This is a genomic window from Bacillus massilinigeriensis (genome assembly GCF_900117315.1).
Lineage (GTDB): Bacteria > Bacillota > Bacilli > Bacillales > Cytobacillaceae > Bacillus_BE > Bacillus_BE massilionigeriensis.
Genome location: NZ_LT630337.1, coordinates 2,522,484 through 2,546,850, shown reverse-complemented (window position 1 = coordinate 2,546,850; position 24,367 = coordinate 2,522,484). Strand labels below are relative to the sequence as shown.

The 24,367-nt window shown below is 36.5% G+C and carries 22 protein-coding genes; 21 read left to right on the top strand and 1 reads right to left on the bottom strand.

The genetic code is table 11. The features are described 5' to 3' along the window. The first annotated feature begins 17 nt into the window (after positions 1-17). From deoC to hutH, 10 genes are all read left to right on the top strand, one after another. A complete protein-coding gene (gene deoC / locus BQ6100_RS12610; protein ID WP_075981950.1) occupies positions 18-686 on the top strand; it encodes a deoxyribose-phosphate aldolase in 669 nt (222 codons plus the stop codon). A gap of 54 nt (positions 687-740) precedes the next feature. Further along, entirely contained in the window at positions 741-1,139 is a 399-nt protein-coding gene (locus tag BQ6100_RS12605) for a cytidine deaminase (RefSeq protein ID WP_075983562.1), read from the top strand. Positions 1,140-1,297: 158 nt separating this feature from the next. Next, positions 1,298-1,882, top strand: coding sequence for a TetR/AcrR family transcriptional regulator (locus tag BQ6100_RS12600; protein WP_075981949.1), 585 nt, complete (start codon positions 1,298-1,300; stop codon positions 1,880-1,882). Between the two features lie 528 nt (positions 1,883-2,410). Next, positions 2,411-3,286: a R2-like ligand-binding oxidase gene (locus BQ6100_RS12595; protein ID WP_075981948.1), complete on the top strand. Its 876-nt coding sequence runs from the start codon at positions 2,411-2,413 to the stop codon at positions 3,284-3,286. Positions 3,287-3,319: 33 nt separating this feature from the next. Further along, complete coding sequence (locus BQ6100_RS12590; protein ID WP_075981947.1) at positions 3,320-4,837, top strand: aldehyde dehydrogenase family protein; 1,518 nt, start codon at positions 3,320-3,322, stop codon at positions 4,835-4,837. Positions 4,838-4,904: 67 nt separating this feature from the next. Further along, a complete protein-coding gene (locus BQ6100_RS12585; protein WP_075981946.1) occupies positions 4,905-6,110 on the top strand; it encodes an iron-containing alcohol dehydrogenase in 1,206 nt (401 codons plus the stop codon). 249 nt (positions 6,111-6,359) lie between these two features. Next, complete coding sequence (locus BQ6100_RS12580; protein ID WP_075981945.1) at positions 6,360-7,412, top strand: zinc-dependent alcohol dehydrogenase family protein; 1,053 nt, start codon at positions 6,360-6,362, stop codon at positions 7,410-7,412. 264 nt (positions 7,413-7,676) lie between these two features. Continuing rightward, positions 7,677-8,378: an ABC transporter ATP-binding protein gene (locus tag BQ6100_RS12575; RefSeq protein ID WP_075981944.1), complete on the top strand. Its 702-nt coding sequence runs from the start codon at positions 7,677-7,679 to the stop codon at positions 8,376-8,378. A gap of 5 nt (positions 8,379-8,383) precedes the next feature. Beyond that, positions 8,384-11,578 carry an ABC transporter permease gene (locus BQ6100_RS12570; RefSeq protein WP_075983561.1) on the top strand — a complete coding sequence of 1,065 codons (3,195 nt, stop codon included), beginning with the start codon at positions 8,384-8,386 and terminating at the stop codon, positions 11,576-11,578. A 299-nt stretch (positions 11,579-11,877) separates the two neighbouring features. Continuing rightward, positions 11,878-13,377, top strand: coding sequence for a histidine ammonia-lyase (gene hutH / locus BQ6100_RS12565; RefSeq protein WP_075981943.1), 1,500 nt, complete (start codon positions 11,878-11,880; stop codon positions 13,375-13,377). 194 nt (positions 13,378-13,571) lie between these two features. On the opposite strand, the gene BQ6100_RS12560 is transcribed toward hutH, so the two are convergent. Then, positions 13,572-13,991 carry a VOC family protein gene (locus BQ6100_RS12560; protein ID WP_075981942.1) on the bottom strand — a complete coding sequence of 140 codons (420 nt, stop codon included), beginning with the start codon at positions 13,989-13,991 and terminating at the stop codon, positions 13,572-13,574. A gap of 249 nt (positions 13,992-14,240) precedes the next feature. On the opposite strand from BQ6100_RS12560, the gene BQ6100_RS12555 reads away from it, so the two are divergent. From BQ6100_RS12555 to BQ6100_RS12505, 11 genes are all read left to right on the top strand, one after another. Continuing rightward, complete coding sequence (locus BQ6100_RS12555) at positions 14,241-14,525, top strand: hypothetical protein (protein WP_075981941.1); 285 nt, start codon at positions 14,241-14,243, stop codon at positions 14,523-14,525. A 117-nt stretch (positions 14,526-14,642) separates the two neighbouring features. Continuing rightward, positions 14,643-15,491, top strand: a complete 849-nt coding sequence (locus BQ6100_RS12550) for a 2OG-Fe(II) oxygenase (RefSeq protein ID WP_075981940.1) — start codon at positions 14,643-14,645, stop codon at positions 15,489-15,491. 181 nt (positions 15,492-15,672) lie between these two features. Beyond that, positions 15,673-16,074 carry a CidA/LrgA family protein gene (locus tag BQ6100_RS12545; RefSeq protein WP_075981939.1) on the top strand — a complete coding sequence of 134 codons (402 nt, stop codon included), beginning with the start codon at positions 15,673-15,675 and terminating at the stop codon, positions 16,072-16,074. Then, positions 16,047-16,739, top strand: coding sequence for an LrgB family protein (locus BQ6100_RS12540; protein WP_075981938.1), 693 nt, complete (start codon positions 16,047-16,049; stop codon positions 16,737-16,739). The genes BQ6100_RS12545 and BQ6100_RS12540 overlap by 28 nt, the downstream gene beginning before the upstream one ends. A 604-nt stretch (positions 16,740-17,343) precedes the next feature. Further along, on the top strand, positions 17,344-19,173 hold the full coding sequence (locus BQ6100_RS12535) for a polysaccharide biosynthesis protein (protein WP_075981937.1): 1,830 nt from the start codon (positions 17,344-17,346) through the stop codon (positions 19,171-19,173). Between the two features lie 14 nt (positions 19,174-19,187). Further along, positions 19,188-20,069 (top strand): UTP--glucose-1-phosphate uridylyltransferase GalU, encoded by an 882-nt coding sequence (galU, locus tag BQ6100_RS12530; protein WP_075981936.1) that lies wholly within the window; start codon positions 19,188-19,190, stop codon positions 20,067-20,069. A 66-nt stretch (positions 20,070-20,135) separates the two neighbouring features. Then, the gene (gene galE, locus BQ6100_RS12525) at positions 20,136-21,149 is read left to right on the top strand and encodes a UDP-glucose 4-epimerase GalE (protein WP_075981935.1); all 1,014 of its coding nucleotides are present in this window, start codon (positions 20,136-20,138) and stop codon (positions 21,147-21,149) included. A gap of 58 nt (positions 21,150-21,207) precedes the next feature. Beyond that, complete coding sequence (locus BQ6100_RS12520) at positions 21,208-21,822, top strand: sugar transferase (protein WP_075981934.1); 615 nt, start codon at positions 21,208-21,210, stop codon at positions 21,820-21,822. A gap of 27 nt (positions 21,823-21,849) precedes the next feature. Further along, positions 21,850-23,007: a DegT/DnrJ/EryC1/StrS family aminotransferase gene (locus BQ6100_RS12515; RefSeq protein WP_390622409.1), complete on the top strand. Its 1,158-nt coding sequence runs from the start codon at positions 21,850-21,852 to the stop codon at positions 23,005-23,007. 90 nt (positions 23,008-23,097) lie between these two features. Next, positions 23,098-23,442, top strand: a complete 345-nt coding sequence (locus BQ6100_RS12510) for a helix-turn-helix domain-containing protein (RefSeq protein WP_075981933.1) — start codon at positions 23,098-23,100, stop codon at positions 23,440-23,442. Positions 23,443-23,490: 48 nt separating this feature from the next. Further along, positions 23,491-24,333 (top strand): SGNH/GDSL hydrolase family protein, encoded by an 843-nt coding sequence (locus BQ6100_RS12505; protein WP_075981932.1) that lies wholly within the window; start codon positions 23,491-23,493, stop codon positions 24,331-24,333. The last annotated feature ends 34 nt before the right edge of the window (positions 24,334-24,367 follow it).

The window sequence follows — 24,367 nt, the reverse complement described above, 5'->3', positions numbered from 1 at the left end:
AAAGGAGAGCAAACAATATGAATCTTGGAAGAATGATTGACCACACTCTACTAAAGGCTAATGCAACACAGGAGGAAATATTAAAATTAACTCAAGAAGCGAAGGAAAACTTATTTGCGTCTGTATGTGTGAATCCAACTTGGGTCAAGTTTGCTGCTGAACAATTAAAGGATACTCCTGAAGTGAAGGTTTGCACTGTTATTGGATTTCCTCTAGGGGCTACCACTACGGAAGTAAAAGCATTTGAAACAAAGAATGCTATTGAAAACGGGGCAACAGAGGTAGATATGGTGATAAATATTGGTGCATTGAAGGATAAAAATTTTGAGTTAGTTGAACAGGATATCAAAGGAGTCGTGGATGCAGCTAAAGGAAAGGCGTTAACAAAAGTTATTATTGAAACTTCTCTCCTTACTGATGAGGAAAAGGTGAAGGCATGTGAGTTAGCTGTTAAAGCGGGAACCGACTTCGTGAAAACATCTACCGGTTTTTCAACAGGTGGGGCAACACCTGAAGATATCGCTCTAATGAGAAAAGTAGTTGGACCAGAAATTGGTGTTAAGGCATCAGGTGGGGTAAGAAGCTTAGAAGATGCAGAGAAGATGGTTCAGGCTGGCGCTACTCGTATCGGTGCAAGTTCAGGAGTTGCTATCATGAAGGGCCAACAATCAAATTCTGCATATTAATTTTCAATTTCAGATAAACTTTTAAAGGTTATTCTAAAATGGAGATGAATCATGATGGATATGAAAAGCCTATTAAATAAAGCAATCGAAGGTAGAAATCTAGCTTATGTCCCATACTCAAAGTTTCAAGTTGGCGCAGCTGTTCTTACAGATGATGATCAAGTATTTGTAGGATGTAATATAGAAAATGCTTCTTTTGGATTATCCAATTGTGCTGAAAGGACCGCCATATTTAAGGCAGTATCGGAAGGCCATAAAAGAATTAAGGCAATTGCTGTTGTTGGTGATACAGAAGGACCGGTGTCCCCATGCGGAGCTTGCAGACAAGTAATCGCTGAGTTTTCTACTGAGGAGACAAAAATACTCTTAGCCAATTTGAAGGGTGATGTGCTAGAAACATCCATTAATGAATTGCTTCCTGGATTTTTCTCTTCTAAAGATTTAAATAAATAAAATATAATTAAAAGAAAAGTGATTCCTTTTAACAGAATTGCTTTTCTTTTTTTCTGATAGGGAAATTTTAAGCATGATAATGAGTCAAATGGAATAGGCTAGTTTCATTGACAAGTTACAAAACGGGAAAGTATCCTTAAGTACGAAGGAGGGATATGATGGGAATTGAAAATAAAGAAGATAAAATTATTGAATCTGCCTTAATCCTTTTTGCGGAAAAGGGATTCCATGGCACGAATGTCCCTGAAATCGCGAAATTAGCAAACGTTGGTACAGGTACGATTTATCGTTACTTTTCTAACAAAGAAGCTCTTGTCAATAAAGTATATCAAGTATATATGAAAAAATTATCCAACTCTATTCTCTCTAATTTCCCTACCACTAATTCTACATATGAAAAGTATCTTCATATTATGAACAATTTAATTCAGTTCGCTAAAGATAATAAAACGGCTTTTATTTTTATTGAAACTCACAATCATGCAAATTACTTAGATGAATCTAGTACCCTCATTGTTCAAGAATTTCAAAGCTTTCTAAATGTATCCATTCAAGAAGGGGTAAAACAAAAACATTTGCGTGATTATATGCCAAGCGAAGCGTTAATTGCCATTATTTATGGGGCCTATGTAGCATTCTTTAAAAGAATAGAGGCAGGAGAAATTCAGGAAACACCTGAGCTAATGAGGCTCTTTTTGCAATCGGGATGGGATGCTATAAAAAATAATGATGTGACGAAATAGCTCCTCGCAACCTCTAATGTCCGGTAATTGTAAAAATGTTGAAATTTTTGATTGACAAGAAATAGCAATGAAACTATAATGAGGAACAGGTACAATATCCAAATATTACCATTATCCTAGAATCAACTAATCTTAATGATTGATTCCATCGAACTACTACAAACTTCTTCACTTAAACCTTGAAAATTGGAAACCTCTTAACTAGTAAAGTATTTTATGCCACACCTCTGATCATTCAATAAACATATATCGTAAATAATAGTCCACATTTGAAATGCAAAAATAATGTATGAACCCCAAAAGAAAATGTTGATTGATAGCATATTAATAAGAAAGCCCAAATACAATGAAGGCGAAGGCTTGTAAATGCTAAAGTAATTTTAGGAATGAACATTCATTCCTATTCCACCACGTTGTATGTAAACGCTTCCATAAATTTAAGGAGGTGATAGTCCAGGTATTTTTAGAGAAGTATAATGGAATTCTTTTTTCTACAAACCTTCATATTAATCCACTGGGGGAATGATTATGCGCTATTACGTGTCAACAAGTGAAAAGGGGATAAACAGAGAGTCTCTACCATTTAAACTATATGAAAAGGCAAAAAAATTTGGAGTCTGGGACCCTAATGACATTGATTTTAGTAAGGATAAAGCAGATTGGGAGTCACTTTCAAATGAACAAAGAGACTCTTTATTACAATTGATTGCGTTCTTTTATAGTGCGGAAGAAGCAGTTACTCATGATATTCTTCCTATGATCCATGCTGTATCAAAATTAGGCCATTTTGAAGAGGAAATGTACTTAACCACCTTCTTATTTGAAGAAGCGAAGCATACTGATTTTTTCAATCTCTTTTTACAAAACATCGGAATTAAGGGAGATTTGAACTATTTGCATTCCCCAATTTATCGGAAACTATTTGATGAAATCGTACCAGAAACAATGGGGCGTCTTTTACATGATCAATCTCCGAAGGCAATTGCTGATGCGGCAATTGTTTACAATATGTTTGCTGAAGGAGTATTAGCAGAAACAGGTTATTGGTCATTTTATGAGAGCTTAGTAAATATCGGAAAACTACCTGGACTTCTAGAAGGAATTACGAATATTAAAAGGGATGAGTCAAGACATATCGGTTTTGGTACATTCTTATTACAACGTCTGATTTCTGAGGATTCAAATATGCTGGAATATGCCTTAAATAAACTTGGAGAATTAATGCCAATTGCCATTGAAATGAATGAAACGATGAGGGATGGAGAAATCAGCCCGTTTGGTGTAAGAAAATCGGATGGCCAGGCTTTTATGATGAAGCAATTAAATATCAGAATGGAAATTTTAAAAAGAGCACAAGGAAAAACTCTGGAAGAATTATATAAAACAGAAGTGATTTTTGAATAGGAAGGTAATGTATATTAGGAGGTGCTTTTATTTATGAGTACGGAAACAATGATTCAGCAATTTCCATTATTTATTAACGGTCAATGGACACCGGTAAGTAGTGGTGAAACCTTTGATGTAATAAATCCAGCAACGGGAGAAGTTGCAGCAAAAGTTGCAAAGGCATCGCCAACTGAGGTGGATTTAGCTGTACAAAATGCTAGAGACACATTTGAGTCAGGAGTGTGGTCCGGGAAGTCGCCAGCTGAGAGAGCCCAAGTTCTCATACGATTTTCTGAAAAAATTATCGAGCATGCGAATGAAATTATTTACCTAGAAGCGATTAGCTCAGGTGGGACGATTCGCAAACTGGGTGGTGCGGATATCCAACAGTTAGTTTTAACCATTCAACAAACAGCAGACCTTGCATTGAAGTATCAATATGTTGAAACTTTGCCTATTGTTTCGGCATTAGGACCTAGTAGAAATCAAATCATCCGCGAGCCAATCGGTGTTGTAGCAGCCATCACTCCATGGAACTTTCCATTAATTTTAGCGATGTGGAAGATTGCTCCTGCCCTTGCAATGGGGAATTCAATAGTAGTTAAGCCAGCTTCTAACACCCCACTTGGAACATTGAAATTAGCAGAGATAGCGATTGAGGCTGGTCTTCCACCTGGTGTATTTAACGTCATTACAGGACCTGGCTCAACCATCGGGGAAGCATTAGTAACCCATCCGGAAGTAGACAAGGTTGCCTTTACAGGTTCTACTGAAGTTGGCAGAAGGATCATGAAGCAAGCGTCAGGGACGGTGAAAAAGGTTACCCTTGAATTAGGAGGTAAGGCACCTGCCATTGTACTACCTGATGCAGATTTGGAGATTGCGATTCCTGGTATTTTGTTTGGAGTATTTTTCCACTCTGGTCAGGTTTGTGAATCAGGAACGCGACTCTTAGTTCATGAATCCATCTATGAAGAGGTATTACAAAAATTAGCAGCCATGGCTTCCACTATCAAACTAGGTAATCCGTTAGATCCAGCTACAGGTATGGGTCCTGTTGTATCCAAACAACAGATGGAAACCATCCTTTCTTATATAGAATCTGGTAAGGAAGAAGGGGCAAGGTTAGTTTGTGGTGGAAAAAGGGCAACAGGTTCTGGTCTCGACCAAGGATATTTTATTGAACCGACGATCTTTGCAGATGTCAATAATGATATGAGGATTGCTCAAGAGGAAATATTCGGACCGGTTTTATCAGTTATAAAGTATTCAACAGAAGAAGAGGCAATAGAAATTGCAAATGATACAATCTATGGATTATCTGGCGGGATCTGGACTCGTGATTTAGTAAAGGCAAATAAAATTGCTTCAAAAATCAAGGCAGGAACCATTTGGATTAATGATTGGCATATGTTCCGGAATGATGCTCCATTCGGGGGATATAAACAGAGTGGCGTCGGTCGTGAATTAGGTAAGAACGTATTAGACGAATATACGGAGATCAAGCATATCCATACAGCGTTAACAAGTGAAAATAATCAACGACCTGCTCTAAAATTATTATTTTAGTAGAAGAGATACATGTATTTTCTAAAAATATTTATTGCAGTGAAAAACTTTCCAAGTAGGTGAGAATATGAAGATTACATCTTACTCTGAAATCACTCAACGAACCTCCCTTAGAATAGGAGCAGGTACGAGAATATTAGTTTCAGATTTAATAGAAGGTTTAGGTGGAAAAAGGCCGGTCATCTTTACAGATAAAGGATTGACAAAGGCTGGCTTGACACAACAAATCATAGACCTCTTTGACAATGTACCAGGAATCCAGCTAGCAGGTGTGTTTGATGAAATTGAGCAGGATGCCAAATCCTCCAATATCAATAACGGTATCCAATATTATAAGGCCTGTAATGCTGACTCTATGATTGCATTGGGGGGAGGAAGTGTATTAGATACGGTTAAAGGGATAAAATGGGCCCTTCATAAAAGGGTCAATAATATTGAATTAGCCTTGAAGGGTAATGTGATTGAAGTATGGCCAGCAGCGACTGAAATCGACATCCCACATGTTGCAATTCCAACTACGGCAGGGACAGGTGCGGAGGTATCTCCAATTGCGGTTATTTTTAATGAAACGATTGGAGTAAAATGTAATCTTTTGCACCCTTATATTAATGCAGACATAGCTATTCTGGATCCGGATTTAACAGTTGGACTGCCATCGTATGTAACAGCCTTTACGGGAATGGATGCTCTATCACATGCTGTTGAAGGATATTTTACTTCAAAGGCCAATCCGATGACAGATGCATTAGCATTACAAGCAATTAAACTTGTTGTTCAAAATTTAAAAAAGGCTGTGGCAAAAGGGGACGATGTCCAGGCCCGCTCTAATATGCTTCAGGCTAGTACCATGGGAATTCATAGCTTTACCTTAACATTTGGTGAAAACCCAGTTCATAATATTGCGCATACACTTGGTGCCAAGTTTAGAATTCCTCATGGTTTAGCTATCTCTACCCTATTACCTACTGTCATGAAGCATCTTGCACCACTTTACTTAGGTAAGATTAGAGAATTCGCTCTAGCACTTGGGGTGGGAAGCCCTTCTAATCAACCTGAGGAATGCCTTACTCAATGTATTGAAGTAATTTCAGAATTACGCAATGACATTGGCTTACCAGCTGATTTCTCTGAGTACAATATTGATTCAGCTCTGATTCCACAATTAATCCCAGCCGTCCAACTAGACCCATCCGGTATAGGATTAAGAATCCCAGAAGATGTGCTTGCGAATATTTTACAAGAAGTAATCGGTACGAAGGTTCCGGTAGAATAGAAGATTACTAATATAGAAACAGTTTAGAGGATGTCATCATGTTTTGCATTGCGATGACATCCTTAATTTGTATGTTGTTGGAGAGTGTCAGCCAAATCAAATTTTGGCGTAAAGTTGCCAATAATTCTAGCAAAACAAAATTTGATAAGGAATATATTTTCAACATTTTTGGGGACAGGTCTGAATATTGATAGAAAGTAAGGGTTTTTGATAAGTAAATATGCTACATATTTGAAAGGGGAAGATTAAATGAGAGCAGCACAAATCATTGAACACAGAAAACCATTAAGGATTGGGAATGTACCAGATCCAACTCCAGGGCCTCATGATGTCATTGTTAAAATAGAAGCAAGCGGTGTATGTCGAAGCGACTGGCATGCCTGGATGGGTGATTGGGAATGGCTTGGATTAAGCCCGGTTCTTCCAATTATTCCTGGTCACGAGATGGGTGGTGTAGTTGAAGCAGTAGGAAAAGAGGTAAAGAACTTTCGCCCAGGTGATCGGGTGACTACCCCTTTCCATGAAGGATGCTCACATTGTGCAAACTGTTTAAGTGGTCATTCTAATCGCTGCGATAATCTCCAAATTTTTGGATTTGGCTATGATGGTGCATATGCGGAGTACGTAAAGGTCCCTAATGGTGATTTCAACTTAGTACCTCTTCCTGATGAAGTGGACGCAGTCACAGCAGCTGCCATTGGTTGTCGCTATATGACTGGATATCATGGCGTTGTGCGCAGTAACGTCAGACCAGGTAATTGGCTTGTCGTTCATGGTGCAGGGGGGGTAGGACTTTCCGCTGTACAAGTGGCAAATGCAATAGGTGCACAAGTTATTGCTGTAGATGTCGATGATGCAAAATTAGAAATTGCGAAGAAGGAAGGAGCAGTAGCTGCGGTAAATGCCCGAAATGCTAATGTCGTGGAGGCAGTGAAGGAAATAACAAGGGGTGGTGCTCATGCATCCATTGAAGCTCTGGGAATTCAAGAAACAATATTAAACTCTGTTCTTTCCTTACGTAAGGGTGGCAGACATGTCCAAATTGGTTTAACCACACATAATGAAGCTGGGATTGCCGGCCTACCAATAGATGCGATAACAGCTCAGGAGCTAGAAATTGTAGGAAGCTTAGGGAATCCTCGTACAGAATATGATGGCTTATTATCTTTAATTGCACAAGGAAAGTTAAACCCAAGGTCCCTTGTTTCAAGAGAAATTGCTCTTGATGACGTGACTGATGTTCTTAATGATATGACGAACTATAAAACGTATGGCTTTAATGTAATCACTCAATTTAAATAATGATAAAAAAATGGATACTAATTCATAATTAGTGTCCATTTTTTTATCAATTAAAAGAAGAACATCGTAATTGGCCATTCTGCCTCGAGATTGCCTTCATACTTTTTGCTCTAAGGAAGATTGGAACCCTTCTGTCAATTCTTGAATGATTCTATTATAATTATATTAAAATAATTAAAAAATCAAAATAATATAGGATAAACACAAAAGCAAATAGTGGAGCAAAATCTAAGTCTTTAATAATAAGAAATAAGGTGTTTGAACATGTCATTTGTTGAGGTTTCTGAATGTTATAAACGTTATCAAATGGGTGAAAGTATGGTTGTGGCGAATAATGGAGTTAGTTTTGAGATTGAAAAAGGAGAATTTGTAGTGATTGTTGGACCTTCGGGTGCAGGGAAATCTACCGTATTAAATATCCTTGGTGGGATGGATACTTGTGATGAGGGAAAAGTGATTGTCGATGGAATAGATATAGCCAGTTATAATGCTCGGCAATTAACCGGATATCGCCGATCCGATGTAGGATTCGTTTTTCAATTTTATAATCTAGTTCCTAACTTGACTGCGAAGGAAAATGTGGAGCTTGCTTCACAAATATCTTCAAAATCATTAGATGCTTTTGAGGTATTAAAAAAAGTCGGTTTAGAAAATAGAGTGGACAATTTTCCTGCTCAACTTTCAGGGGGAGAGCAGCAAAGGGTCGCCATTGCAAGAGCTGTGGCAAAAAGTCCAAAATTATTATTATGCGATGAGCCTACAGGGGCACTTGATTATGAAACAGGAAAAACGGTTTTAAAAACATTGCAGGATACGTGTCGAGAGACAGGGACCACAGTAATTGTTATTACACATAATTTAGCAATCGCCCCTATGGCGGATAGGGTGATTGAAATTAATAACGCCAAGGTACGTAAAATACATAAAAATCAAGATCCGGTTTCAATTGAAACCATTGAATGGTAGCCGATATGAAGAAAAAATCGTTGTATAAGGATATTCGACGTGAAATTTTACATTCTAAGGGTCGATTTTTTTCTATTCTCATTCTAATTATGCTTGGTGTTTCAACTTTTGTTGGATTAAAAGCTGTTGGACCAGCGATGCTTATTACCGCAAATGATTATTTTCGTACTTACCAACTAGCTGATGTGGAAGTTCAATCGACCTATGGTCTTGACGAAACCGACGTAAAAATACTTAACAGGCTTTCCAATATTAAAAATCTTGAATTTGGCTATACAGCCGATGTTATTTTAAAGGATTCCAATTTAGTAATGAAAATTTTTTCAACTCCTGGCAAAGAGCAAAAAACAAATCAATATTTAATTAAGAAAGGTCGTATGCCAGAAAAATCAGGAGAAATTGTAGTTGATGACATACTTGCAGGGGATCCTTATCAAATTGGTGATAAAATTACTTTTGTCCAAAATGACGGAAGTGAATTTACCGATACTTTTCGAACATCCACTTATAAAATTGTAGGCTTTGTATCCTCAAGTAAATTTATTGATAAAACCAATCGTGGGAGCAGCACAATTAGTTCTGGAAGTATTGATGCTTTTGCAGTGATTATGGAGTCAGACTTTGATATGGAGGTATATACAGTCGCATCCATTGTGTATAACAATACAGGGCACAAGGATGCATACTCGAAGAATTATCGTAATCTTATTGACCAGCATGTGGCAAACGTTGAAAATGCAATTAAGTCGCAGCCAAAAGCACGTCTATCGAAAATAAAGAAAGAGTCGAAAGATGAAATATATACTGCTGAACAAGAATGGAAGGAAGGCAGGAAGCAATTAGCCAACCAAGAAAAACATTTGAAACAAGCGAGAGAGCAATTAGATAACGCAAAGAAACAGCTGGAAAATGGTGAAAAGAGACTAACAGAAGAGTATGCAGCTGCATACGCAAGGCTACAAGCCAACGAAAAAAAATTAAATGATAGTAGGATAAAATTAGATGATGCAGAAATAAAACTGTCTGATGCTAAGGAATCAATTGCTGATGGAAAAATTGGAATGGAAAAAGGCGAGCAGCAACTAGCTAAAAAGCAAACAGAACTTGATGAACAGCGGAAGGCTCTTGAACAAGCTGGCTTACTCATAGGTGAAGCATTGCAAAAAATCCATGCAGCACAGGAAGCGCTTAATAATGAAAAGGAGAAACTATCAGAGGAAAAAGCTAGGCTACTAGCAAAGGAAAAAATGATTCATAGCAAGGAAATGGAATTAATAAGACAGGAAAAAGTCTATCAGCAGGCCAAGGTAAAACTTGCCCATGGGAAAATACAGTATCAAAAAAGCAAGTCGAAAAGTTTGGCGATTTTTAAAAAGCAAAGGGATTTACTTAAAGAAGGTGAATCTGAATACAAAAAAAATATAACCCTATTTAATCAAGAAAAACCAAAAGCGGAAAGAAAGCTCACAAAGGCAAAAGAAGAGATAAATGAGGCAAAAGAAAAAATCGAAAAAATGAAATTGCCAAAATACTATGTTCTTGATCGTACTTACAACAACGGCTTTTCCGAATTCAAGGACAATGCAAACCGTGTAACGTCCCTTTCAACCATTTTTCCTGTTCTCTTCTTTCTCGTTGCTGTTCTTGTTTGTTTAACGACCATGACAAGAATGGTTGATGAAGGTCGCACTCAAATAGGGTTATTAAAGGCACTTGGATATAGTAATGGAGATAGTATTGCCAAATATTTAATTTATGGGACCTTAGCTTGTGTGATTGGATCTCTGGTTGGTATCATTTTAGGTTTCGAGTTTTTTACGAGGTTAGTTTTCAATGCATATCGAGGGTTGTATAATATCCCAGATTTAATTATTTCTTATGACCCAAAACTAATGTTGCTATCTGTTGGGGTAGCCTTTCTTTGCACAACGGTTGCTGTATATGCAGCAGCGAGACCTAAATTTAGCATGAATGCAGCAGAATTAATGAGACCTGAGGCTCCTAAAAATGGAAAGAAAATTTTGTTGGAACGCTTTTCTTTTATATGGAAACACCTGAATTTTACTAGCAAAGTGACCGCGCGTAATTTGTTTCGCTATAAAAAAAGAATGATTATGACCATTTTTGGTGTGATGGGCTGTACGGCTCTTATGTTTACCGGATTTGGGTTAAGAGATTCAATTAATGATATCGTTCCAATTCAATATAAAGAAATCTTTAAGTATGATGCTTTAGTTGCAAGAGATAAAGAAATGACAGAATCTGCTTATCAAAAATACAAGGAAATATTGGATGACAAACATGTTGTTTCGAATTTAAGTATTTATCATGAATCATTGACTGCGTTGAAAAAAGGGGAAAATAATCAAACGGTTAATCTATTCATTCCAAAGGAAACGAAGGATTGGGATTCCTATATTACATTACGTACTCGTGAACAACATCAAAGGTTAGAGCTGTCAGATAAGGGCGCAATTATTACGGAAAGATTGGCTAGACTCTTTGATGTAGACATTGGGGACAAAATAAAAATGAAAAATGAAGATGGAGAGGCAGCACTAATTGAAATATCGGGAATCACGGAATTGTATGCTGGTCATTTTATCTATATGACCTCTAACTATTATCAAGCTACCTTCCATGAAAATGCTGACTCTAACGCAGAGCTATTAATCTTAAAGGACTCTAATGAAAAATGGAAGGATCAATTTGCTGAGAGGCTTATGAAAACGAACTCGGTCTTAGGCGTTTCTTTTATGGATGTCAGTAGCAGAGTCATGGATGAGACGATGAATAGTCTAAATTTAGTCGTAATCGTAATCATTGGATGTGCAGCAATCCTAGCCTTTGTTGTCCTATACAATTTAGTGAATATCAATGTTTCTGAACGAATAAGAGAGCTTTCCACCATTAAAGTTCTTGGGTTTTATCCATTTGAGATTACGATGTATGTCTATCGTGAAAATATCCTGTTAACCCTTTTAGGCATGGTATTTGGTTTTATTGGGGGAATATATCTTCATAGAATCGTCATTGCAACCGTTGAGATGGACGAGTTAATGATGAGTCTTAATATTCATTGGACAAGCTATCTATTTTCTGGAATCCTTACACTCTTTTTCTCCCTTCTCGTCATGCTTGTCATGCACGTGAAGCTAAGAAGAATTGACATGGTAGAGGCATTAAAGTCAGTTGAATAACGAACAAAGTAATATAAAAAGTATGAGAAAAACACATGAAAAGTGTATTTTTATGTGTTTTTTTCATTTGAAAAGTTTTTTAAGAAGTTAATAATTTGTTTGAGTAAGGAAGCATATGGTGTAATAAGACAGTATTTTCGTGTAAAAAGGTGAGTGTTGCTTATGAAGTGGGTATTTGATTGGCGAATGGATAGGGACTGTAGGGGGGCTGTACTTTTGAAATCAAAAAGATTTCTAGTATAGCTCCCTTTTTTCTATTTCCTTTAGTTCGATAAAGTGGTGAGAAGGTAGGGATTACGATGGTCATATTGACAGGTCATTCCTTAACAATGAAGGACATGAGAAGTATTCTTTTTGACGGTCAAAAGCTTGCTGCCTCGACCGAAGGATTAAAGCGAGTTGAAATAAGTAGGAGAGCAGTAGAACAAATTGTGAATGAAAATAGGATTGTATACGGAATAACGACTGGATTCGGGAAGTTCAGTGATATATGGATTGACCCAAAGGACGTGGAAGAATTACAACTGAATTTAATTCATTCCCATGCATGTGGAGTCGGAGAGCCTTTTCCAGAGTCTGTTTCCAGAACGATGTTGGTGTTAAGGGCAAATGCGTTGCTGAAAGGATATTCAGGCGTAAGAAAAATAGTCATTGAAAGGCTGCTTCAGCTAGTGAATGCAAAAATACATCCAGTCGTTCCTCGGCAAGGGTCACTTGGTGCCAGCGGTGATTTAGCACCATTAGCCCATCTGGTTCTCCCACTACTTGGTGAAGGTGAGGTATTTTACAAGAATGAGAGAATTCCAGCAAATGTTGCTTTAAAGACAGAAGGAATTAACCCGATTACCTTAACAGCAAAAGAGGGGCTAGCTTTAATCAATGGAACGCAAGCAATGACGGCAATGGGTGTAATTGCCTATTTAGAAGCGGAAAAGCTTGCTTTTCAATCAGAAGCCATAAGTGCGATGACAATGGAAGGGCTTAACGGGATTATTGATGCATTTGATGAGAAGGTTCATACTGCACGTGGATATCCGGAACAAATCGCCGTTGCAAAACGTATGCGTGAGCTATTGAAGGATAGCAAGCTTACGACAAAGCAAGGGGAAATAAGAGTTCAGGATGCCTATTCTCTTCGCTGCATTCCTCAGGTGCATGGAGCCGTATGGCAGACACTAAATTATGTAAAAGAAAAGCTAGAAATCGAAATGAATGCGGCAACAGATAATCCGTTAATTTTTGACGACGGAAAAAATGTCATTTCTGGGGGAAACTTTCACGGTCAACCGATTGCCTTCGCAATGGATTTTTTAGGTATAGCTATGGCAGAATTAGCAAGTATTTCAGAACGTAGAATTGAGCGACTTGTCAATCCTCAGCTAAATGATTTACCTCCATTTTTAAGCGTGAAGCCAGGTCTTCAATCAGGTGTGATGATATTACAATATTGTGCCGCTTCTCTAGTTTCCGAAAATAAAACCCTAGCCCATCCAGCAAGCGTTGACTCCATCCCATCCTCTGCGAATCAAGAGGATCATGTAAGCATGGGGACGATTGCCGCCCGTCATGCTTACGAAATAATAACAAATGCAAGAAAAGTACTAGCCATTGAATCCATATGTGCTATGCAGGCTGTGGAGTTAAGAGGAATTGAAAAAATGGCACCAATCACGAAAAAGGTGTATGAGGAAGGGAGGAAGAGAATTCCTTCGATAGAAAAGGACAGAGTCTTTTCAAATGATGTATTCAAGGCAGAAAAATGGTTAAAGGATGAATTTTCTGTAGAAATGAACTATTGAAGTAAAAAAAGAAGAGTAACAATGATCAACAGAATACTCTCGAAAAATCGTTTGACAGGTGTAGATATTGTCTTTCATTGGGTTAATTGAGGGCAAAAATCGTTATTCAAGCAAAATTGTCTTTCATCGAGCTAATGAAAGACAAAAATAATGAACCAGAAAGCCAAACCCACAAGGTTTGGCTTTCTGGTTCATTATTGCTCTGACTCAAGACTAACTTGCCAATGGATTCCGAATTTGTCGGTTAGATTGCCGTAGCATTTGCTCCAGAAAGTCTCTTGCAAATCCATCTCGACCTTCCCGCCATCTTTCAATTTATTGAACACTGATTTAATATCGTCTATATCCTTGCTCATATATGTGAGGGAAATATTATTTCCCTGAACAAATGGAGAGCCTGGAAATGTATCTGAGAACATGATCGTTCGATCTCCAATTGTTAAATTTGCATGCATAACTAAATTTTTTGCATCTTCTGGTAAAGGATATTCAGGATTTTGTGGTGAATCCCCAAAGGTCATAATTTTTGGTTCCTCTGTTTTAAAAACCTGTGAGTAATATTCGACAGCTTCCCGACAATTTCCGTTAAAAATCATATAGATTTCAATAGCCATGGTTTCGCTCCTTTTACATATGTAAATTTTTTACATTATTATGCTTGCTTACAAATTATACCATCTTAGAAACAAAAGTCAAAAATACTAAGGAGATGAGGGTATCGAAGGCTAGAAAATATTATGTTATATTATAATGAATAAAGGAAAGATTCTGATTTAGACAAATGTTGCGCCCATTCCTTGGACTACTATCCTGCATAAGGTGAAGTATGCAAAGAAAACTTAGGATAGGGAGTGAGTAGTGTGATGGATTATAGACCAGTGCATGGCGGACACCATGGAGGTCACCACGGTGGATATCATGGCGGCCACCACGGTGGATATCATGGCGGACACCATTGGGGACACCACGGAGGACATTATGGTGGACTTGGTGCACCATTTGTTGGAGGTTTACTTGGAGGCTTGACGGCTGGAGCGATTACTTCACCGGGAGTAGGATACGGTGCATATCCTTACTCTTATCCATATCCGACATACCCATATTCAACACCAACACCATATCCATATGGAGGATACCCTTATTATTAAAGGTTAATGGTGGCTCGAGAAAATAGTTTTATTAATTAATAATGGAAAAGTGAGACAGTGGAGGGAGGGGATCCCTTTCTGTCTTACTTTGATTTCAATCGCAAGGAGAAGATGTTGATGGAAAAAATAAAGATCACTCACATTTCAAATGAACTAAAGGACTGGATTGTCCAAACATTAACAAATGGTGCAAATCCGGAATCAATTGTCGAAGCGATGATAAAAAAAGGTTTTGAGGCTAATTTTTCCTACTCTACCTTATTGAGAATAGTTAGCAATCAAACGATTAATACAAATGAAAAAGTACATAGTCCATATGTTTATGAACACCCTCCCATTTATTGTAAGGGGAAAATGATTCATACAAGTGACCGAGATATTAAAGTATTGATGAGAGTTGAAAGGCCGTTTATTACTTACCTGGACAATGTATTGAGCGGCGAGGAATGTGATGAACTAATTTCCCTTTCAAGAAATCGTCTGTTGCCTTCAACTATTATTGATTCCGATACAGGGAAGGAAATTCAAGTACCAGGAAGAACGAGCGAGGGTACATATTATGGGATTAATGAAAATCCCCTCATTACAAGAATTGAAAACAGGATTGCTGAAATGACAGATCATCCCCTTCCAAATGGTGAAGGACTTCAGGTGCTCCATTATCGAATAGGAGAGGAATATAAGCCACATTTTGATTACTTCCCTCCAAATAAGGTTGATATGAATAAGGGTGGGCAAAGAGTTGGGACTGTGCTCATATATTTAAATGATGTTGAAGCCGGCGGTGAAACGATTTTTCCGAAGATTGGTCTTTCTATCACCCCTAAAAAAGGTACTGCCGTATACTTCCATTATGGGAATAGCAAGGGTCAAGTGGATCGTATGTCCGTGCATAGCAGTGTCCCTGTTGTAAAAGGCGAGAAGTGGGTTGCTACAAAATGGATTCGCCAAGGTAAAATCTATTAGTTTCAGTTTGGAGGAAAATAAGCCCTAGAATCATATTTTCAAAAATAGAAAGTTTATCCAAAATATTCGAGATATGATAAAATGGAAAAATACTTATTGATTTGCCTATTCATTAATAGGTTTTATATCATATTTTCATAGAAAGAGGGGTATCTGTTCTTTAAATAGGGCAAGAAAAGCCATGAAAATAATAAGAATCATTTTACAAATTTTTTTCCTTTTTATCATTTCATTCATAGGAGAATGGCTACATAAGCAACTTCATATTCCATTACCGGGAAGTATCATCGGTTTTATCTTGTTATTGATTTGTCTCTGGAGTAAGATCATTCCTGAGAAGTGGGTTGAAGATGGAGCGGGTTTTATTTTAGCCTTTTTGCCTTTGTTTTTCATTCCTGCTTCAGTTGGAATTATGAATCATCCTTCTCTTCTTTCTTTGCAAGGTGGGTTATTGATCCTAATTGTTATCGCTAGTACGATAATCACTATGATTGCAGCTGGTAAAACGAGTCAATTTTTAGAGAGAAAGGCGCTTAAGAGAAGGGAGGAGTTGGAATGCAGCAAGAATTTTACGCATTCATAATTATCTTAATAACTGTGATGATTTATTTATCTATGCGGATATTGTATATGAAGTATCCTTCGCCATTCTTCATGCCATTATTACCAACGACAGTTATCATTATTATTTTAATAATCATCAGTCACCATTCCTATCATGACTTTATGGTAGGTGGAAAATATATTCAATCCTTTTTAGGTCCTGCGGTTGTTGCGTTGGCTTATCCTTTATATAAGCAACGTCAAGTATTAATATCCCATATTGCACCAATCTTAGGTGGTGTAATTATAGGTTTGGTAGCCGCTTTATTGAGCGGTTTTTTATTTTCTATTGTTTTTGGACTAGAACGTGCCCATATATTATCACTAGTGCCAAAATCATTGACAACCCCTATAGCCATACAGGTATCATCTGGAATTGGAGGAATTCCATCCTTGACGGTTGCATTTGTAATGATTGCAGGATTCACTGGAACTATTTTGGGACCATTGGTGATCAAATGGGCGAATATTCAAAGTGACCTAGGGAAGGGAATTGGGTTTGGAAGTGCCTCCCATGCATTTGGTACATCAAAGGCCTTTGAATATGGTGAATTAACGGCTTCCATGAGCTCTGTTTCTATGACATTAAGTGCCATTATAGGTTCAGTTGTGGGACCTTTATTTGTTTGGTTGTTTCACCTATAAAATAAAATAGAATACTAATATAGACTGCCTATCACAAATTATACTTTTCTAGTAAATTAGACGGAGACTTGTTTACAAAATAAGTCTCCGAAATAGATACTTAGTTACAAAAATTTCAAAAAAATAGGAAAATTTATATTGACTTGTTCTTTATATAGAATTAATATTAGATTACAAGCAGATTTTTCCAGATGATATACGACAAAACTTGAACATAATATCATAATTTAAAATATTTCAATATTTTTTTACATATTCCGTTCTTAATATAGAACATCCTTGTTTGAGATTAGAGAATACAAATATATTGGACGAATTTTTTTACCCTCGCTGTTCTATATGAAGAACATATATTTCGTTATAATAGACATTCTTTATCTTAGGTGATGTCTCTTTGCCTATATCAAAAGAGGCACTCGACCATGCTGTGGGTTTTACGACCTTAGACGCAAGTCGTCGATAGTGTGGTGTGAGGAGGGGTTGAATGCCCCATATTTAAAAATAAAGGAATGAATAAGCATAAATTCCCCAATTTATTCCTTTATTTTTAAAATAAACAATAAAATATTTTTATTTATTAGATACAAGAAAGGGAGGAAGGTAGGTGACTTATCGTCAGAGATTTTCACTTTTTCTAATTATTGATACTTTCATTATCTTTACCTGTATATTTATTGGACGGTTCCTTGTTGATGGAGCTACTCATTTTATGACTTATTCTATTATGATAAGCAGTATTGCAATAATAACGAGCCATTATATATTTTCCATCCATTTTCATTTATATAAAAAGGCATGGGAATATGCGAGTATCGGAGAATTAGCAATTATTTTTAAAACGGTTACTGCCAGTATTGTAACTGCTGCCCTCATTCAACAAATTGCTTTTGAAGAAATATACTATCGACTGCTCATAGTGACTTGGCTTTTACATATGTTGTCGATTGGAGGATCGAGATTTTGTTGGAGAGTATTTCGTGATCAGGTATTATTCAGGGATTTAAACAAAAAAAGAACGTTAATTGTAGGTGCTGGATCGGCCGGTACCATGGTTGCACGACAATTATTAAAAAGAAGGAATAAATCTGAACTACTGCCAGTAGCATTTATAGATGATAGTAAAAGAAAACAAAATTTAGATATTTTAGGGATACCTGTAGTTGGTGGAAAAGAAAACATATCTGATATTGTTCATGATATGAATATACAGCATATTATCATTGCTATTCCATCGTTAAATAGGAAGGAACTTAATTTCATTTTCCAGGAATGTGCAAAGACTAAAGCCAAAACACAGATACTGCCACATTTCGAGGATTTATTAATAGGTAAGTTAACGGTCAATAAATTACGCGATGTTAAGGTGGAAGATTTACTTGGGAGAGAGCCCGTTAAATTAGATAACATCGGCATTAAAGAATACGTAACAAATCAAGTGATTTTAGTAACAGGTGCTGGGGGATCGATTGGCTCAGAAATATGTCGACAGATATCCAATTTCAATCCTAAGAAACTTATCCTTCTAGGTCATGGTGAAAATAGCATATATAATATCGAAATGGAATTAAAAGAAAAATATAAGCATACAAATATTGAGTTTCTACCCGAAATTGCTGACATACAAGATTCAGAAAAAATGATATCAATCATGAATACATATCTGCCAGATGTTGTTTATCATGCAGCTGCACATAAACATGTGCCACTGATGGAAAGGAATCCAGAGGAGGCAATAAAAAACAATATTATTGGAACAAAGAATGTGGCAAATGCAGCAAAAATGGCCAATGTAAAGACGTTTGTTATGATTTCAAGTGACAAAGCAGTCAATCCAACTAGTGTCATGGGTTCAACAAAACGTCTGGCAGAAATGATTATACAACATATCAATTTGCAATGTGAAACAAAATTTGTGGCAGTTCGATTTGGAAATGTACTCGGGAGCAGGGGAAGTGTTATCCCGTTATTTACTAAGCAAATTGAAAAAGGTGGTCCTGTTACGGTAACACATCCAGACATGGTTCGCTACTTTATGACGATTCCAGAAGCATCGAGGCTGGTCATACAAGCAGGTGCCCTTGCCCGTGGTGGAGAGATATTTGTCTTGGATATGGGGGAACCCGTAAAAATAGTCGATTTAGCAAAAAATTTAATCACACTATCAGGCAATAATATTGAAGATATAGGAATCCAATATATTGGAATGCGACCAGGGGAGAAGATGTTCGAAGAATTATTAAATGTAGATGAAATATATGAACAACAGATTTACCCAAATATATATATTGGTAGGTCAAGAGAAATTTATATAGAAGAGATTGAAAAAATAATTACTACCTATTCGATATTAGATAAAGAAGCAATAAGAAAATGGGTGGTAGAATTAGCAAATGATCGTCAGGCTTCTGAAGCAAAAATGAAGATATTAAGCTAGAAAGGGCTGAAACAATGAAGATTAGAAAAGCGATTATTCCTGCTGCAGGGTTAGGGACACGCTTCCTTCCAGCAACAAAAGCCATGCCTAAGGAAATGCTTCCTATCGTCGACAAACCTACTATTCAATACATTGTCGAGGAGGCTATAGAGTCTGGTATTGAAGATATCATTATTGTAACTGGGAAAGGAAAAAGGGCAATAGAAGACCACTTTGACCACTCCTTTGAATTGGAACAGAATTTATTTGAAAAAGGGAAATTGCAACTTTTAGAGGAGGTTAAAAAGTCATCCAATTTAGTAGACATTCATTATATTCGCCAAAAAGAACCAAAAGGTCTAGGCCATGCCATTTGGTGTGCACGAAAGTTTATTGGTAATGAGCCATTTGCAGTTCTCTTAGGGGATGACATAGTAATTTCATCTGAAAAACCATGTCTTAAACAGATGATTGACCAGTATGATCAAATCAAAGCATCCATACTAGGGGTTAAGCAAGTATCAGAAGAAGAGGTACATAGATACGGTATTATTGACGGAATTCATTTAGGTAATCATATATATCGTGTTAATAGTTTGGTAGAAAAACCTAAAAAAGAAGCAGCTCCATCAAATGTGGCAATTATGGGTAGATATATTTTAGATCCAAAAATATTCGAAATACTTGCCAAGCAACTGCCTGGTGAAGGGGGAGAAATCCAACTTACAGACGCGATTTCTATTTTGAACCAGTCTGAAGAGGTATATGGTTTTGAATTTGAGGGTGTTAGATATGATGTCGGAGAGAAGCTGGGTTTCATTAAGACAACCATTGAGATGGCTCTTCAAAGAGATGACCTTAGAAATAAAATGCATGACTATCTTCAAACTTTACTGACCAAAGATTCGATTAAATAGGGAATCAAAAAGAAAATAAAATGAGAAATCTAAAATATTTATCAATTTTATTTTTGAGGTGATATTTTGGCCATTCTTGTAACAGGTGGTGCTGGTTATATTGGTAGTCATACTTGTGTAGAACTTTTAAATGCCGGTTATGAGCTAGTTATAGTCGATAACTTATTAAATAGTAGTTCAGAGGCAATAAGACGTGTGAAGAATTTAACAAGACGTCATTTTCTATTTTATCAAATTGATATGTTAGAAGAAGATCAGCTAGAAAAAGTGTTTGTGGAAAATGAAATAGAAGCATGCATTCATTTTGCTGGTCTTAAAGCAGTTGGGGAGTCTGTTACTAATCCACTATTATATTATAGAAATAATTTAATGAGCACTATTGTTCTATGTCAGATTATGAAAAAATATGGCGTAAAAAATCTGGTCTTCAGTTCCTCGGCAACAGTATACGGATCACCTGAAAGGATGCCTATCCTAGAAGACTTTTCTCTTAAAGCTATGAATCCCTATGGTAGGTCGAAATTATTTATTGAAGAGATTTTGCAGGATTTGTATTTTAGTCATAGCGAATGGAGTATTACTTTATTGAGATACTTTAATCCGATTGGTGCACATATGAGTGGACAGATTGGTGAAAGTACAAGGGGGATTCCAAACAACTTAATGCCTTATATTACAAATGTTGCTCTAGGAAAATATCCAGAGCTCTTTATTTTTGGTAATAATTATCCAACGCGAGATGGTACATGTGTGAGGGATTATATACATGTAGTTGACTTAGCGATAGGACATATAAAAGCTCTTGAAAAAAATATGATACAGACAGGTGTTCATACATATAATCTTGGAACAGGAAGAGGCTATAGTGTTCTAGAATTAGTATCTACTTTTGAAGACACTACAGGAAATAAAATCCCCTACCAATTTTCTAAACCAAGACCAGGGGATGTTGCAATCTGTTATGCAGATCCAACAAGGGCTGAACAAGAAATTGGTTGGAAAGCGGGTAAGACTCTTGAAGAAATGTGCATCGATTCTTGGCGATGGCAACTCAATAATCCAAATGGCTATTTGGCATAGTGACAGAATTATATATTGATAACATAAAATTCTTCTTTTCTAGGTAAGGGGGAGAGGATTGAAAAGAATCTTAGATTTATTAGCAGCGTTAATCTTGTTGATATTGTTAAGTCCACTAATACTAGTCATTGGGGCATTAGTAAAGATAAAACTTGGCAATCCCATTCTTTTCAAACAGAAGAGACCTGGATTACACGGTGAGCCTTTTTATCTCTACAAATTTCGGACAATGAATGAACAAAAGAATAGTAAGGGAGAATTATTACAAGACTATCAAAGATTGACTCCCTTTGGTAAACTCCTTAGGAAATATAGCCTTGATGAACTACCACAATTATTCAATGTAATCAGAGGAGATCTTAGCTTAGTTGGTCCAAGACCCTTATTAATGGAATACCTTCCATTGTATTCAGAAGAACAGGCTAAAAGGCACCTTGTAAAACCAGGGATCACAGGATGGGCACAGGTTAATGGACGTAATACAATCACTTGGGAAGAAAAATTTGAACTTGATGTTTGGTATGTCAATCATCAATCAATCTTATTGGATATTAGAATCCTTTGGTTGACATTGATTAAGGTATGTAAATCTGAAGGAGTAAATCAAACTGAAAATGTTACAATGGAATCCTTTACGGGTACAGTGAATAAAAGAAGAGAAGAGCATGGATAAACAATTTGACTTTGGTGGTGTTATGACTTGGTTAATACGGTATTAAATAAGAGAATTTTTCTTTCGTCACCGCATATGAGCGGGAATGAAAAAAAATATATCGATGATGCATTTGAATCAAACTGGATTGCACCATTGGGTCCGAATGTTGAGGAATTTGAAAGGGAAATAGCAAATTATGTTGGAGTCAAGAAAGCATTTGCTGTTAGTTCAGGAACAGCTGCTATTCATTTGGCTCTTATTTTATTAGGTGTACATAAAGGAGATACGGTTTTTTGCTCTAGTTTAACATTTGTTGCAACAGCAAACCCTATTCTTTATCAAGGTGCAGAGCCGGTCTTTATTGATTCAGAACCAGAAAGCTGGAATATGTCCCCAACAGCATTAGAAAATGCATTTAGAGATGCTTCCTTAAATGGGAAGCTTCCAAAGGCAGTCATCATTGTCAACCTTTATGGACAGTCAGCTAAGATGGATGAGCTGATTCCTATCTGTAGAAAATATCATGTTCCAATTATTGAAGATGCTGCCGAGTCACTAGGTGCAGCCTATAAGGGAAAGGCTAGTGGCACCTTTGGGGATTTTGGGGTTTACTCCTTTAATGGGAACAAAATCATTACTACCTCTGGAGGTGGTATGCTTGTTTCAAATAATATGGAAGCACTGCAAAGGGCAAGTTTTTTAGCCACTCAAGCAAGGGATCCAGCCCCCCATTATCAGCATAGTGAGCTTGGATACAATTACCGATTAAGTAATGTATTGGCTGGGATAGGTCGTGCACAATTAGGGATTTTAGAAGAAAGAGTGAATGCTAGAAGATCAGTATTTGAAAAATATAAAGAGGAATTAGATGGTCTTTCAGGACTATCATTCATGCCAGAATATGAGGGAAGCTTCTCCAATCGATGGTTAACAGCTATAACCATCGATGAAAAGAAGGCTGCGGCCACTTCAAGAGAGCTTTTAGCATTTCTTGAGAAGGAGAATATTGAAGCACGTCCAGTTTGGAAACCATTACACCTTCAGCCACTTTTCAAAGATGTAAGGTATTTTCAACATGACGAGAGAGAAAGCACCTCAGAACAGCTCTTTTTATCGGGTATTTGTTTACCATCAGGATCAAATATGACCCATGAGGAACAAATGAGAGTAATTAACTGTATCAAAAAAAATCTAAAGCCATAATGTCTTTTTTAGAAACATTTTATTCTTGAGAGGAAAGTGATGATAATCATAAAAGAAAATACTCGTAATATAGAGTAAAGAGGTATTCAAATGATTGGGAAAAGTATCGCAGAAATTAGAGAAAAAAAAGGGCTTACACTCTCTCAGCTTTCTAAGCTAGCAAATATATCGAAATCTTACTTAAGTAATATTGAACGAGGGATTAATAAGAATCCATCACTAGAAGTCATTCAAAAGTTAGCAAAAGTCTTGGAAACGGACCTTATAACATTGTTAAAAACCGGAACTGAATTAGATTCTCATATCCATATTGAGAAGGAATGGATTGATTTTGTCATAGAGTTAAAGGAATTAGGATTAAACAAGGATCAAATCCAGCAGTACAAAACATTGATTGAATTTATTAAGTGGCAGAAGGATCGCCCAGATCAGTAAATCACTTGGGCTCAAATAATTGAACAATTTCAAGGGAATGGAGGAAAAATGAAAAAATATATTGTTCTTTTAATATTTTTCACTTGCATGATTGGGTTATATTTGGGTCATTTACATTGGAAAAATAAAACCGTTGAAGCAAGCATTGAAGGAAGAAAGACAACAGAAAAATTCACTGAGAAGGAGAATTTAGATAAGGCTGCTTTGAAAAAAATGTTGAGCCCAGAAAATAATAAATCCCAATCACTTGTTGATTATTTACGATATAAAGCAATTACACAAAATAAAGCTAGTATTGCAGTAATTGGAAGCAATATTACTGCCGGAACCGGAGCCACCAGTATTTCTAATACATGGCCACAATTATTAAAGGGCAAGCTGAAAGCCGAATATCAAGAATTAAATTCAATAGAACTCTACACCTTTGGATTTGAGGGTTATTCGACTGTGGATTTATTAAAGAGTAAGAAAATAGACCAGATGATTGCAGAAAAACCTGATCTCGTTATTTTCGAGAACTCAATCATCAATGATTATTCTCAATCAATCAATTTAAAGCAAACTCAAAAAAATATAGAGGATATCATGTCAAAAATACAAAAAGGACTTCCAAATTCAAAATTATTAATGATGTCTCCTAATCCAATAGTTAATAGTAATAATCCGAATAGTATAAATCTTAGTTTCCTTGATTATGTAAAGGCTTCTGAGCAATTAATAAATAAAAACAAATGGTCGTATATAAATATTATTAGTGGTATGAACGAGAAAATAAAATCTAATCATATTCTTTTAGTTGATATTTTATCGAATGATTATCTCCATCCTAATAATTGGGGATACCAATTATTGTTTGAAGTTTTGTATGATCAATTGAAAAAACAAAACTAAGTAACAGTTATGTTTATTAAGAATATGGTTAATC

Coding starts and splice junctions, on each gene's coding strand:
- BQ6100_RS12595 (WP_075981948.1), top strand. CDS start 2,411: ATGCGCTATTACGTGTCAACAAGTGAAAAGGGGATAAACAGAGAGTCT.
- BQ6100_RS12570 (WP_075983561.1), top strand. CDS start 8,384: ATGAAGAAAAAATCGTTGTATAAGGATATTCGACGTGAAATTTTACAT.
- BQ6100_RS12575 (WP_075981944.1), top strand. CDS start 7,677: ATGTCATTTGTTGAGGTTTCTGAATGTTATAAACGTTATCAAATGGGT.
- galU (WP_075981936.1), top strand. CDS start 19,188: ATGAAGATTAGAAAAGCGATTATTCCTGCTGCAGGGTTAGGGACACGC.
- BQ6100_RS12560 (WP_075981942.1), bottom strand. CDS start 13,991: ATGGCTATTGAAATCTATATGATTTTTAACGGAAATTGTCGGGAAGCT.
- BQ6100_RS12505 (WP_075981932.1), top strand. CDS start 23,491: ATGAAAAAATATATTGTTCTTTTAATATTTTTCACTTGCATGATTGGG.
- BQ6100_RS12605 (WP_075983562.1), top strand. CDS start 741: ATGGATATGAAAAGCCTATTAAATAAAGCAATCGAAGGTAGAAATCTA.
- BQ6100_RS12545 (WP_075981939.1), top strand. CDS start 15,673: ATGAAAATAATAAGAATCATTTTACAAATTTTTTTCCTTTTTATCATT.
- deoC (WP_075981950.1), top strand. CDS start 18: ATGAATCTTGGAAGAATGATTGACCACACTCTACTAAAGGCTAATGCA.
- BQ6100_RS12510 (WP_075981933.1), top strand. CDS start 23,098: ATGATTGGGAAAAGTATCGCAGAAATTAGAGAAAAAAAAGGGCTTACA.
- BQ6100_RS12600 (WP_075981949.1), top strand. CDS start 1,298: ATGGGAATTGAAAATAAAGAAGATAAAATTATTGAATCTGCCTTAATC.
- BQ6100_RS12550 (WP_075981940.1), top strand. CDS start 14,643: ATGGAAAAAATAAAGATCACTCACATTTCAAATGAACTAAAGGACTGG.
- BQ6100_RS12540 (WP_075981938.1), top strand. CDS start 16,047: ATGCAGCAAGAATTTTACGCATTCATAATTATCTTAATAACTGTGATG.
- BQ6100_RS12555 (WP_075981941.1), top strand. CDS start 14,241: ATGGATTATAGACCAGTGCATGGCGGACACCATGGAGGTCACCACGGT.
- BQ6100_RS12590 (WP_075981947.1), top strand. CDS start 3,320: ATGAGTACGGAAACAATGATTCAGCAATTTCCATTATTTATTAACGGT.
- BQ6100_RS12580 (WP_075981945.1), top strand. CDS start 6,360: ATGAGAGCAGCACAAATCATTGAACACAGAAAACCATTAAGGATTGGG.
- BQ6100_RS12585 (WP_075981946.1), top strand. CDS start 4,905: ATGAAGATTACATCTTACTCTGAAATCACTCAACGAACCTCCCTTAGA.
- hutH (WP_075981943.1), top strand. CDS start 11,878: ATGGTCATATTGACAGGTCATTCCTTAACAATGAAGGACATGAGAAGT.